This is a genomic window from Chryseobacterium daecheongense, assembly GCA_027920525.1.
GTDB lineage: Bacteria > Bacteroidota > Bacteroidia > Flavobacteriales > Weeksellaceae > Chryseobacterium > Chryseobacterium proteolyticum.
In genome coordinates this window covers 281,716-295,624 of record CP115858.1, presented here as the reverse complement: position 1 = coordinate 295,624, position 13,909 = coordinate 281,716, and the positions used below count along the sequence as shown (strand labels likewise).

The window sequence follows — 13,909 nt, the reverse complement described above, 5'->3', positions numbered from 1 at the left end:
AAACCGCAACAGATTATAACACTTTGAGATAAGCAGTTTTTAGTCAATACGCCCTGTCCAGTCAACTATCCCATTAAGATTTAAAAAAATCGAGTATCTGCCTGATCCTTCTAAGGGTAAAGAGGAAAAAATCGATCACCAAAAACAAAATTAATAACCCTTTAATATATAAATTATGAGAACAAACACAATGTGGCTATTTATGGCCTTTCTGTTAACCATTCTTTCGGGCTGCTCCCGGATGGAGAAAACTTTACAAGAAGAACCTGAAAACAATGTAAGCAACAGCGCCAGCGCCAGGGCATTGGCAGCAACTCCAATGCTGCATGTTGGAGGCAGATACCTTAAAGACCCTTGTGACAATAACGTTATCTTACATGGGGTTGCCATAACCCCAAGCCCCTGGTTCAATGGATGTCAATATGGTGCGAATTCCGGCTACTGTACCTGGGATAATTACAATGTACAGGGTGCTCTGAACTACAACAAAGCTGTTATGAACAAGCTCAGCAGCGCTTCCGATGGCTGGTACCTCAATTACATCCGCCTTCATATTGATCCGTATTGGACCAATGATCCCGGACCGGCTATCCCGGAGAACGATATCTCAAGATTCAATTACAGTCGCCTGGTTACCTACACCGATCAGGTAATTATCCCACTGATCAACCATGCCCGCAGTCTGGGAATGTATGTCATCCTTCGCCCACCAGGTGTATGCCCAAATCGTATTGCAGTCAATGATGCGTACCATAGCTATCTGAAGACCGTATGGACTTTCCTGTCTCAGCATCCCGGATTAAAGAATGCTGACAATGTGATGTTTGAATTAGCTAACGAACCTGTTGAAATCCTGGGAACAAATGGTGCTTGGGGTAGTACGGGAAATGAGCATTTTGCAGCACTCAAAAACTTCTTTCAGCCACTGGTTAACATCATACGTAACAACGGAGCCAACAATGTTTGCTGGATTCCGGGTACAGGCTGGCAATCGCATTATCAAGGCTATGTCAATAATCAGATCACAGGTGGTAATATTGGCTACGCTGTTCATATTTATCCCGGTTACTGGGGTGGTCTCAGCAACTATCAATCCTTTCAGAACGCATGGAATGTAAACGTTAAGCCGATTGCAGACATTGCACCGATCGCCATTACCGAGACCGACTGGGCTCCACAAGGATATGGTACCTTCGGCATTGGTAATACCGGTACGGCAGGCGGAAGCGGATTTGGTGCCAATTTAAAATACATCGTGGATCAATCCGGCAATGTAAGCTGGAATGTTCTTGCCCCGGATAATCTCCTCCACAAAGGCGATCCTAATGCAGGAACAGCTTACAATAACGATTGGGAAGCCTGCGCTGCCCCGGTTAAACAGTGGTTTCAGCAATATGCATCCTCCAACTACCCCGTTGCCAACTGCAACACAAACAGTAGCCTGGTTAATAATGGTATTTATGAGATCGAATTTCAGACTGATGCCAACAAAGTAGTTGATCTGAAATCAGGAGAAGACGCCAATGGTGCAGTATTAAGGCCATGGACAAGGAATGGCGCTGCTGCCCAGCGCTGGGTTGCCATTGACGCAGGTAATGGCTACTGGCGTTTTGTATCCAAAGCCAGCACAACCAATCGTTGTATTGATCTGGCCAGCAATAGTAATACATTGGGAACTTCGATCAGGCTTTGGCAGAACTATAGTAATGACGCACAAGCCTGGCAGGTAGTTGCTGTCTCTAATGGTTATTACAAAATACTATCCAAGGTGGATCCTACACGCGGCTGGGATATTCCCAACTGTACCATGGATGGTAATTCAAACTTACATCTTTGGGATTATTATGGTACATCCTGCCAGCTGTTTAAGTTCAAATTTATTGCAATGAATTAAACATACATAACCAATTCTAAGATCAAAAAAAATAGGATGCTTTTTCAGCATCCTATTTTTTTGTTATGTATAATAATTTCTACCAAAACCTTACATACAAAGCCGTCAGTAAAAGCAGCGTCATTACAATCAATACTAAAGTTCTGTTGTCCACTTTAAACATCGTCACATCAATGGCAAAAGCTTTAGGATTTACTTTCGGACCTGCAAGACTGATCAGGATCATCGCGATTATCGTGATAAAGAATGACCATCCCATATTGATCAGGAAAGGAATCTCGGTAATGGTATGAACTACACCATTCTCCAGCTTTTCATAAGTGAATGCAGTATACAACCATGTTTCTTTCCCGAAAATCTCTACAGCAAAACTGTTGAAGAAGATCGCCAGGACAAAACCTAAGATAACTCCTACCAATGCAGCTGTACCGGTTGTTCTTTTCCAGAACATTCCCAGAAGGAACATGGCAAAAACTCCAGGACTGATAAAGCCCGTATATTTCTGGATGAATGTGAAACCGCCTTCACCACCAATTCCTAAAACGTCTGTCCAGGTAAAAGCCAATGCAACCATCATGGCAATAATAATGACCCAACGGCCTGTTCTCACCATCTGGATTTCGGTGGCATCTGTTTTAAGGTATTTTTTATAGATATCCAGCGTAAAAATAGTTGAAATACTGTTCACTTTTCCTGCCAGTGAAGCCACAATCGCTGCGGTCAAAGCGGCAATAGCCAATCCTTTCAATCCTACTGGTAAAAATCCTAATATTGCAGAGTATGCTCCGTCTTTTACCCCGTTGAATCCCGGAAGGTGTCCTTTTGAATATAAAACATAAGCGGCAATTCCCGGAAGCATTACGATCACAGGCATGAATAGTTTCAGAAAACCGGCAAATAAAATTCCTGTTCTTGCCGTCTTCAGATCTGCCCCTAAAGCTCTCTGGGTGATGTATTGATTACAACCCCAATAGTTCAGGTTAACAATCCACTGACCGGCAAAATACATTGCCAAACCAGGTAATACGACATACTTCTGTACATCCAGATTCTGAGGCATTGCCAACGTAGTTGTGGTGGTTGTTGGTTTTTGAAGAATCAGCTTAAAGTGCTGCGGAGCCTCATTGATCAGGGTATTGAATCCTGCCAGTGCATTTCCTACAGCCGCTCCGTTGATTCTCTGGTCTACAATCTGCAGCGCCATATACACCGTTGCAAAACCACCAATGATAAGAACTGCCACTTGTATAACGTCTGTATATCCTATCACTTTCATTCCTCCAAGACCGATCAATAGTGCCATAAGCAGAAGAGCGATCATAATCCCGTGAAGATGTTCTCCTCCCAGTAAAGTATCGATGGCAAGAGCACCCAGATAAAGGATGGAAGTAAGATTCACAATAACATACAGAAACAGCCAGAATACAGCCATGATCAGTGAAACCGATTTATTATACCTTCTTTCAAGGAACTGGGGCATGGTATAGATCTTATTCTTAAGATAGATCGGAATAAACCAGACCGCAATAATAATCAACGCAAGAGCAGCGATCCATTCGTAAGCGGCAACAGCGATTCCGACAAAGAAACCTTCGCCACTCATTCCGATAAACTGTTCAGCAGAAATATTGGAAGCGATTAAACTGGCTCCGATAGCCCACCAGGTCAATGACCCTTCGGCAAGGAAATAATCTTTACTTCCTGTAGATTCAGACTTTTTCTTTTTATAGATCCATAATCCGTAGGAAGCTACCACTACGAAATAGATCAGAAATATGATGATATCAATAGTTGCTAATTTTCCCATAGTTTATTTTTTAACGGAGAATTTATAGATGGTTTTTGACTGGTACTTCTGTCCGGGCTTCAGTTCTGTAGAAGGGAAAGAAGACTGGTTTGGTGAATCCGGGAAATGCTGGGTTTCCAGACAGAACCCTGTTCTGAATTCATTTTTACCGCCAGTTTTGGTATCAAACTTTCCGTCAAGAAAATTTCCGGAATAAAACTGCACACCGGGTTCATCTGTGAAGACTTCCATCAGTCTTCCTGTTCCCTGATGATAAACTTTGGCGATGCTTCTTAATCCTTTTCCATTTAGAATCCAGTTATGGTCATACCCTTTTCCTTTTTTCAACTGATCGTCGTCTGCATTGATATCTTTTCCGATGGCTTTTGATACCGTGAAATCAAAAGGAGTTCCTTTTACTGCTTTCTGCTCACCAGTAGGAATCAATGTTTCATTTACCGGAAGAAAATGATCTGCATTAATCTGCAGTTCATGATCAGTAATCGTTTTAGTAAAATTCCCGGAAAGGTTAAAATAAGAATGCTGGGTAAGATTTACCACTGTAGGCTTATCCGTCTCAGCCTCGTAAGAAATTTCCAAGGCGTTATCGTCTGTAAGCGTGTAGAAAACGGTTGTTGTTAATTTTCCCGGATACCCTTCTTCACCGTCTGCACTGGTATAAGATAATTTTAATGTCGGAAACTTTGCATCTTTTACTACCTCAATATTCCAGAATCTGGTATGAAATCCTTCTTTTCCTCCGTGAAGGCTGTTGGGACCGTCATTTTTATCGATTTCGTATGCTTTACCTTCCAGTGCGAATTTGGCATTGGCAATTCTGTTGCCGTATCTTCCGATCAAAGCCCCGAAATAATAAGGGTTGCCATCGAAATATCCTTCGGGTTTTGTAAAGCCAAGCACTACATCTTCGTATTTCCCATTTCTGTCCGGAGCGGTTAAGGATGTGATAATTCCCCCGAAGTTGATGACCTCAACTTTCATCCCGTTTTTATTGGTCAACGTATATTTTTTAATAGAATCGCCATTTGGCGTCACTCCATAGTCTGAAGTAGAAATGTTCTCCATTTTTCCTGAAATATCCTGTTTATTATTTTCTTTTTTGCAGCCGAAAATAATTAAAAATAATAAAATAAAAATGCCGTTATATGTTGTTTTTTTCATAATTATTTACATATTTTTTAAAATTAATTAACGATAATACATTTCATTCCAACGAAGTGTATTTTTAAAGTCACGCATTCTGGTATCTTCATCAATGACTAATGATTCAATTCCTGCTATCTCAGCAAAATCTTCCAGCTGTTCTGCTGAAATATTTTCACTGTAACATGTATGGTGTGCCCCTCCTGCCAGTATCCAGGCTTCTGCGGCCGTATATAAATCAGGAAGAGGTTTCCATAAAACCCTTGCTACCGGGAGTTTTGGCAACTCTTCTGTAATTTCCAATGCTCTGGTTTTATTGATCAGCAGTCTGAAATGGTTTCCAAAATCCATCAGGGCAGCATTCAGAGAATCAATATTTCCTCTGGAGTTAAAAACAAGACGAACCGGATCCGCTTTTCCTCCGATTCCCAGCGGATGGATCTCACATGAAGGTTTTCCGGCGGCCAGCACAGGGTCTACTTCCAACATATGGGAACCTAAAATAGAAGGATTGGAAGGGTCTAAATGATAGGTATAATCTTCCATAAAGGCATTTCCACCTTCAAGGCCCTGCCCCATTGTTTTCATCGCACGTACGAGTGCTGCTGTTTTCCAGTCTCCTTCGCCTGCAAATCCGTATCCTTTCTGCATCAGGCGCTGTACTGCAATTCCCGGAAGCTGCTCCAGCCCGTGAAGGTCTTCAAAGGTATCTGAAAATCCTTTAAATCCTCCGTCTTTTAAAAATTTTTCAAGTCCCAATTCAATTTTTGCGGCGGTGTGAAGTGAGCTTCTGTTGGCTCCTCCTTCCAAAAGGGAAGCTGCCATATGATAAGAAGATTCATATTCTTCCATAAGGCTTTTTATTTCTCCTTCGCTTACAGAATTGATAACGCCTACAAGGTCACCGATTCCCCAGGTATTGACTGAAAAACCGAACCGGGTTTCGGCTTCCACTTTATCTCCATCTGTAACGGCTACAAACCGCATATTATCTCCGAAACGTGCAAATTTAGCTCCTTGCCAGTCGTCCCAGCCTGCAGCAACGCGGCTCCAGTCACCGATCTGTTTCTGAACTCTTTCTTCTGACCAGTGCCCCACCACTACTTTTCTGTTCTTTCGGAGCCTGCTTACCATAAAACCAAATTCACGGTCCCCGTGAGCCGCCTGGTTAAGATTCATAAAATCCATATCCATCGTGGACCATGGAATATCTCTGTTGAACTGGGTATGCAGATGCAGAAGAGGCTTCTGTAAAATTTTTAGTCCTCTGATCCACATTTTAGCGGGTGAAAAGGTATGCATCCACGTGATTACTCCTATACAGTTTTCTGCATGATTAGCGGCTGCAATGGTTTCAAATATCTCTTCGGTAGTTTTTACCGTTGGTTTTACAATGACTTTTACCGGGATGAAAGAAGATTTTTCAAGTTCTGCCACAATTTTCTGTGAATGGTCTGCCACCTGGGCAAGTGTTTCAGGTCCGTATAAATGCTGACTTCCTGTGATGAACCAGACTTCTTTGGTATTGAGAGGTGTTAACATAATTTTGTTGATCGTTAATAGTTGTTATGTTGAAGTGTTTAGTGTTTAAATTCCTGTCCGTAATAAGCATTCTTGCCGTGCTTACGTTCATAATGTTTTTTGATGAGTGAGTCTTTCAGTCGTTCCGCATCAGGATTGATCTGTCTGGTGAGATAAGCCATTTCGGCAATGGTCTCCAGTACTTTGCTGTTGTAAACTGCTTTCTCTGCATTTTTCCCCCAGGTAAACGGACCGTGATTGCCGATCAGAACCATTTCTACTTCTTCCGGAGAGATCTGTTTTTCTTTAAAGCATTCCAGAATCTGTATTCCTGTATTGTATTCGTAGTTTCCTTCAATCAGCTCATCCCGCATAGGTGGAGCGCAGGGAATATCTGTCGTAAGATGGTCCGCATGAGTGGTCCCGAAAACAGGAATATCCATTTGTGCCTGTGCCCACGCCACGGAATAGATCGCATGAGTGTGGGAAATTCCACCGATGTTTTTCCAGTTTTTATACAGATAAGCATGGGTCTTGGTATCGGAAGAAGGTCTGAGTCTGCCTTCAATGACATTGGCGTCAAAGTCCAAAATCACCATGTCTTCCGGCTTTAAAATGTCGTAGGGAACACCGCTGGGTTTAATGGCAAAAATCCCTTTATCGCGGTCTACAGCGCTTACATTTCCAAAGGTATAGACCACCAGCTTCAGGGCATCCAGCTGCATATTCGCTTCATAACATTCTCTTTGGAGTTCTTTATAGGTATTCATTTTGAGCGTAATTCAAAAGGTTAATATTCAGGAGTTCTGAAGTTCTTTTCTGTTGTTTTTCAGTTTGGTACTGTATTCTACAAAATCAGCGAGCTTCTGGTATTGCTGCATTAATTCTCTGTAGTGCTGTACTTCTTCCGCTTTCGGCTGGTATTCCGCTTCAAATGCGGAGCCCATTTTCATGCTTGCTTCCTGTACGGTCGGATAAATTCCTGCTGATACAGCTGCATAAACAGCAGCCCCTAACGCAGGAGTCTGATCCGAAGCGGCAACAACAATCGGCATATCCAGAACATTAGCGAGTGTCTGCATGATAAACGGCGATTTCCTTGCTACTCCTCCGATTCCGATCACTTTATTGATTTTCACCCCTTCCTCTTCAAAACGGTCAACGATCTTCTTAGCCCCAAAACAAATGGCATTCACCAAAGCTTTGAAAATATGGGGTGCTTTTGTTCCCAGAGAAAGCTGACTGATCGCTGCTTTAAGTTCCTGGTCTGCATCCGGCGTTCTTCTTCCGTTTACCCAGTCCAATGCAATCGGAACAGTATCTGAAAGAGGAATTTTTTCTGCTTCAAGGGTTAGTTTTCTGATAAGTCCTGCCTCCATTTCATCTGCGAGCTTTGTCTTCTGTTCATCTGAAATATTTTCGGAATGCATCATAACCTGGTGAACCGGCCACATCAGGATATCTTTATACCATGCGAGCACATCTCCAAAGGCAGACTGCCCTGCTTCAAGCCCTATCAATCCGGGAATTACGGAACCGTCAACCTGTCCGCATATTCCTTTAACGGTTGTATCTCCAATAGCTTCTTGTGGGGCCACCATAATATCGCAGGTAGAAGTTCCCATGATCCTGATCAGTGTATTTTCTTCCACCTTTGCTCCTACTGCGCCTGAATGGGCATCAAAGGTTCCTACGGTAATAATAGTTTTGGTGGTAAGACCGGTTTTTGCGGCCCATTCTTCATTCAGATAACCAGCAATTTCATCTGAAGTATAGGTTTCCCTGTATAATCTTGCTCTGAGCGCTCCCAGAGAAGGATCAAGCCTGTTGAGGAATTCTTCTGAAGGCAGACCATCCCATGATTCATGCCACATGGCTTTGTGGCCAGCTGCACAACGGCTTCTTTTAAAGGTAGCCAGGTCTTTATGATCTGATAAAAGGAAAGTCAGATAATCACAGTGCTCCATCCAGCTATAAGCCGCATTTTTTACTTCTGCATCAGCTCTGCTGATGTGCAGTATTTTTGCCCAGAACCATTCTGAAGAGTAAATACCGCCTTCATATTTTGTATAATCTTCACCACCCCAGGTTCTTGCAAGGGTATTGATTTCTTCAGCTTCGCGGATAGCGGTATGGTCTTTCCATAAAACCATCATGGCATTGGGATTCTCTTCAAATCCCGGAACCAGTGCTAAGGCTACTCCATCACTTGTTACTGGTAACGGTGAAGAGCCTGTAGTATCAATGCAGATACTAACGATCTGCTCTGCTGGTATCCCGCTTTCTCTTACAACTTCTGAAATGGTTTTCTCCAGACCTTCAATATGATCTGAAGGATGTTGTCTGAAACTGTTGGCTGAGGGATTACAGAATTTACCTTCTTTCCATCTTTGATAATAACTGACTGAAGAAATTATTTCGGAACCGTTTTCAGTGTCAATAAGGACGGCCCGTACGGAATCTGTACCGTAGTCCAGTCCGATAACATATTTTTTCATGGTGGTGAAACGTTTTGATTATTGAGATTTTAAATTCTCGTGATGAGATAAAAACAAATATAAGATTCTATTTTAAATAAATGTAAAAAACACACTTATTTTTTATAACACACTATAAAACAGTTCATTAACTTGTTTTCACCTTTAAAATAACCAAAGAATTGGCCGGAATTTCTGTTGAAATTTCACCTTTTTTAGCTTCTGAATTCTCCTCTTTGGGTTTCACAGGTTCAGCATCGAAATTATTTTCACTGGAAAGCTGCGGGGCAGACAGAAGAATTTTGGTTACTTTTTTACCGATTTTCAGAGTTCCGGGGTTGATATTTACTGTTTTAGCCTGAGTATCAGCATTGACGATTTTAATAATGATTTCATAAGTTTTCGCGTCTTTTACTGCAGTAGCGTATAATTTTTCCTGGCCGGATACTGCTTTTCCGTTGCTTTCTATTTTCAGTACATCCGTTCCTTTATTGTTGGAGAATAATTTCTGAACATAATAATTCGGGGTTGCATAAGATTTCAGATTATTGAACCAGATGAGATCGGGTGTCCACTGCCAGCCATCAGCATGGGCAAAAAGTGGTGCGTAGGAAGTCATATAGACCACATCTGCGTTTCTTTCAAGACCGGTCATAAAAGCGGCTTCTGAAAGGGCCGTCAGCCAGTTATTTTTGTTATCAGGCTTTACCACACCTACAGACTGGGCTGCATATTCTCCGGCAAAAACTTTTGGCCCGGAGCGGTCATACTGGTCGTATCTGCCTGCATTTTGCATGAACCATTCGGGAGAATTGTAATAATGCTCATCGACAATCTGCGCATTAAGCTGCTTTAGTTCTTTCCAGCCATACTCGAAGAATTCGCCGTCAGGTGACGGTCCGCTTCCGGAGATGATCTTCATGTCAGGATATTTTGCATGAATGGCTTTTTCAAATACTTTATAGCGTTCGATATAATCCGCTCCCCACTGCTCATTTCCCACTCCGATGAATTTTAAATTAAAAGGCTTTGGGTGCCCCATTTCAGTACGGATTCTCCCCCATTTTGTTCCAGAATCTCCGTTGGCAAATTCAATCAGGTCAAGGGCATCCTGAACGTAGGGATCAAGGTCTTCCATTTTCACCAGTTCTGCTGTATTGAACTGGCATGCCATTCCACAGCTCAGAATAGGAACAGGTTCTGCACCCAGATCTTCGGAAAGCTGGAAATACTCATAAAATCCCAGTCCGAAAGACTGTCCGTAATCCGGTGTAAGCCGATGTGGAAATCCTGTGCTCCATTTATTGATGAGATATTCTCGGTCTGCAACTTTTCCAATTGTTTTTTTCCACTGATACCGCTCAGCCAACGTTCTTCCTTCTACAATACAGCCTCCAGGAAATCTCAAAAATCCGGGCTGCAGATCATATAATTTCTGAACGAGGTCTTTTCGTAAGCCGCCTTTTCTGCCTTTCCAGGTATCCTGCGGGAAGAGTGAGATCATATCCATGTTCACGATGCCGTTTCCGGTAAATGTAATCCGCAGCTTTGCTTTTTCTACAGTTTGTGGTGCTTTGAAAACGGCTGTATATTTCTGCCATCCCTTTCCTTTTATGAGCGTGGAAACTGATGAAATTCCCTTACCGTTTTCATCAACAAGACTTGCATTTACTGCAGCAATATTTCCTGAAACATTCTCCAGATCAAAACTGAAATCATATTGTTCTCCCTGATGAAGGCCTATTCCCCTGAATCCTTCATTTTCCAGAATATAATTTTTATCATTCAGAACAGTAATTCGTGCATAATTTTTATTGGTTTTGGCAGGGTCGGAATAAATGGTCAGAAACCCCGAATCCAGATTAGGAGAAAGTGTTTTTGTATTGGGCTGTTTCCAGCCTGTAAATGGTTCGTCAAATTCAAAGCTGCGGTTTTTAATCAGTTCCGCATACAATCCGCCATCAGCTGCAAAATTGATGTCTTCAAAGAAAATCCCATACATGGTGGGTTGTATTTTAACAGGTGCAGGAGTTTCTTTCAGATCCAGGTTATAGGTACGGACCGTATTATTCTGAGCTGAAAAAAAAGCAGCACTTAGGGAAATCGCGATGGAGAATATTTTATTTTTTGTTGTCATAGATCGTATATTTTGAAAGCTACAGTAGGATCCTACTTATCCCAATGAGCCCTGAATCAATTTTTATTTTACTTTTAACGAAACATTTTTCAATCCTGCATCATCAGAAGTTCCGCCATAAAAAATAGTATACTCGCCGGGTTTTGAAACCAGATCATCTGCTTTTTCATCATAGAAGGCAAATGACTCTTTGGAGAGGGTTAGCTGAATATTTTTTGTTTCTTTAGATTTGATTAAAGCTCTTTCAAAAGCCCTTAATGTTTTTACCGGTGCCTGGGCATCATTATTTCTTTTGATATAGACCTGAACCACTTCTTCTCCATCCCTTTCTGAAACATTGGTTACCGGAATTGTGATCGTCAACATTTTCGTTGGTACTGATCGTATTTTTGCTCAGTTTTGAATCTCCGTAAACAAATTTTGAATAACTCAGCCCATGTCCGAACGGATAAAGAGGCTTTTCCGTCATATAACGGTACGTTCTCCCCTGCATATCATAATTTTCAAATCCTTCGTGCTTGCTTGTCTTTGAAAGGGCGTTATCCAGCTGTTCAAGGTTTTTGTAAAAGGTAATGGGTAATTTTCCGGAAGGGTTATAATCTCCTGCCAAAACATCTGCTACGGCAGTTCCTCCGGATTGCCCGCCATACCAGGCATTTAGTAAAGCATCATAATTTTTCTCGTCCTGCTCCAATCCCAGCGCGCTTCCGGTGCAAAGAACAAAAACAACAGGTTTTCCGGTTTTTCTAAGCTCCGCCAACAGGTCCCTCTGGACTTTAGGAAGGGCAATCGAAGTTTTGTCACCTCCTTTGAAGCCTTCTGCATTCACCATCATCTCTTCACCTTCCAGACTCGGAGAAAGCCCGCCTGCGAAGACAATGACGTCCGCACTTTTCACCTTTTCCCTCACCGAAGCAAAATTAACAGGGTCTTTTCTGTAGACCTCAAAGCTGATGCTTACATATTTTCCTTTTTGTGTATGACGCAGTTCTATCTGATATTCTTTTCCTTTTTCCATTTTTACAGGAAACTCTGAAGGGTGTCTTGCATCAGGTCCTTTTCTTGTTGCGATTTCTTCTCCGTCCACGAAAAGGGTATATATATCGGAAGTGGAAGCAGAAAACACAACCTCTCCTGTATAGGTACTTTTGAAAATCCCTGAAATGATGGCTGAGGTATTTTCTCTTCCTACATTGGGTGCAAGCTGGGTTCCTCCAAAGCTGTTATAGCTGATGGCAGTAGAATTTACGGAAGTATTGGCCGGCTGCCCTTTGAATTCATTATTATTGAAAAACTCTACTTTCATTCCTTTTGCGCCGTTTTTCTGACTGATAAAATTCTGGTATAATGACGTTCTGGAAGAAGGATCTGTTACTTCGCTTCCTTTTTCGTAAATAATTTCAGCATTTGGAAATTTGGTTTTGATTCCGCCTAAAATCGTTACAATGGAAGAAGGGGTTCCATTATAGTTTCCTAACTGCATCAATCCGTCATCAGCATTCGGGCCTACGACGGCAATTTTTTTAATACTTCTGCTGAGAGGCAGAACATTGTTTTCATTTTTCATCAGCACAATTGATTTTTGTGCCATTTTCAGTGCCTGCTTTTTATGATCTTCAGAATCGACTACAGAATACGGAATGGTATTCCAGTGAACGGAAGATTTCGGATCAAGCATTCCCAGCTCAAACCAGCCTTTAAGAATTCTGCGCATCGACTCATCAATATCCTTTTCGGTAATCAGTCCGCTTGCCAGAGATTTATTCAGATTGTTATAGGTATCTCCGCATTCCAGATCCGTAGAATGTTTCAGGGCATCTGCTGCGGTTGTTTTTTCGTCAGGATGGGTGCCGTGGTATTTTTTCTGAAAGAAATCGGCCAGTGCCCAGCAGTCTGAGACCACCATTCCGTCATACTTCCATTTTCCACGGAGAATTTCAGTAAGTAAAGTATTGTTTGCACAACATGGCTGCCCGTCAAAAGCATTGTAGGCGCACATCACTTCTCTTACATTTCCTTCCTGAACCAATGCTTTGAAAGCGGGAAGGTACGTCTCATACAGATCTCTTTTTGAGATTTCTGCGTTATAAGAGTGGCGGTTCCATTCCGGTCCGCTATGTACTGCAAAATGTTTGGCGCAGGCGTGGGTTTTAAAAAATTTCGGGTCGTTTCCCTGCAAACCCTTTACTGCAGCAACGCCAAGAACGGAGGTAAGATAAGGGTCTTCACCATAGGTTTCCTGGCCTCTTCCCCATCTTGGGTCACGAAAAATATTGATATTGGGAGTCCAGAAGGTCAATCCTTCGTACCGCCCTGTTTTTAGAGCCTCATCAAAAGATCTGTTGTATTTTGCCCGTGCTTCATCAGAAATCATTTCAAAAGTTTTAAAATGCTCCGGAACATCCCATGTGGCCGCCATCCCGATTGCCTGAGGGAAAACAGTAGCTGTTCCTGCTCTGGCCACTCCGTGAAGTGCTTCATTCCACCATCCGTAGGCAGGAATTTCCAAACGGGGAACTGCCTGGGAATTGTCCATCATCATTCCTATCTTTTCTTCTGTTGTCAGCAGAGTAAGAAGGTTCTCTATTCTTTCATTAACCGGAAGATCCGGGTTTCTGAATGGGTATTTATAATGGCTCTGGGCAAAAAATAAAGGTGCTGTCAGTGTTGCACATAGCATTAATACAATTCTTTTCATAGGTAGTATAGTTTCAATAATGTCCGAAAAATGGTTGTTGATTTTGTGATTAATCATTTTCAACCCACTGATTTTACAGATTTTTACGGATAATTATATTTTCATTCTTATTTTATACAAATTGCCAGTATTATTCAGCAACAATGCAATGAAAAACAAATATAACGTTCTATTTTAAATAAATGTAAATAATACACTTAAATTAATAGTAAATCCTACTTACTTTTGGTTT

The 13,909-nt window shown here is 41.9% G+C and carries 9 protein-coding genes; 1 reads left to right on the top strand and 8 read right to left on the bottom strand.

Annotated features, from left to right (window positions below; all coding sequences use genetic code 11):
* The first annotated feature begins 175 nt into the window (after positions 1–175).
* Positions 176–1,894, top strand: a complete 1,719-nt coding sequence (locus tag PFY10_01250) for an RICIN domain-containing protein (protein WBV57065.1) — start codon at positions 176–178, stop codon at positions 1,892–1,894.
* A 79-nt stretch (positions 1,895–1,973) separates the two neighbouring features.
* On the opposite strand, the gene PFY10_01245 is transcribed toward PFY10_01250, so the two are convergent.
* From PFY10_01245 to PFY10_01210, 8 genes are all read right to left on the bottom strand, one after another.
* On the bottom strand, positions 1,974–3,701 hold the full coding sequence (locus PFY10_01245) for a sodium/solute symporter (GenBank protein ID WBV57064.1): 1,728 nt from the start codon (positions 3,699–3,701) through the stop codon (positions 1,974–1,976).
* 3 nt (positions 3,702–3,704) lie between these two features.
* Positions 3,705–4,862 carry a galactose mutarotase gene (locus tag PFY10_01240; protein WBV57063.1) on the bottom strand — a complete coding sequence of 386 codons (1,158 nt, stop codon included), beginning with the start codon at positions 4,860–4,862 and terminating at the stop codon, positions 3,705–3,707.
* 27 nt (positions 4,863–4,889) lie between these two features.
* Positions 4,890–6,386, bottom strand: coding sequence for an L-arabinose isomerase (gene araA, locus PFY10_01235; GenBank protein ID WBV57062.1), 1,497 nt, complete (start codon positions 6,384–6,386; stop codon positions 4,890–4,892).
* A gap of 38 nt (positions 6,387–6,424) precedes the next feature.
* Positions 6,425–7,135, bottom strand: coding sequence for an L-ribulose-5-phosphate 4-epimerase (locus PFY10_01230; GenBank protein ID WBV57061.1), 711 nt, complete (start codon positions 7,133–7,135; stop codon positions 6,425–6,427).
* A gap of 27 nt (positions 7,136–7,162) precedes the next feature.
* On the bottom strand, positions 7,163–8,863 hold the full coding sequence (locus tag PFY10_01225; protein WBV57060.1) for a ribulokinase: 1,701 nt from the start codon (positions 8,861–8,863) through the stop codon (positions 7,163–7,165).
* 127 nt (positions 8,864–8,990) lie between these two features.
* Entirely contained in the window at positions 8,991–10,979 is a 1,989-nt protein-coding gene (locus PFY10_01220; protein WBV57059.1) for a carbohydrate binding domain-containing protein, read from the bottom strand.
* 63 nt (positions 10,980–11,042) lie between these two features.
* Positions 11,043–11,345, bottom strand: a complete 303-nt coding sequence (locus PFY10_01215) for a fibronectin type III-like domain-contianing protein (protein ID WBV57058.1) — start codon at positions 11,343–11,345, stop codon at positions 11,043–11,045.
* On the bottom strand, positions 11,263–13,677 hold the full coding sequence (locus PFY10_01210; protein ID WBV57057.1) for a glycoside hydrolase family 3 C-terminal domain-containing protein: 2,415 nt from the start codon (positions 13,675–13,677) through the stop codon (positions 11,263–11,265). The genes PFY10_01215 and PFY10_01210 overlap by 83 nt, the downstream gene beginning before the upstream one ends.
* Positions 13,678–13,909: the final 232 nt, after the last annotated feature.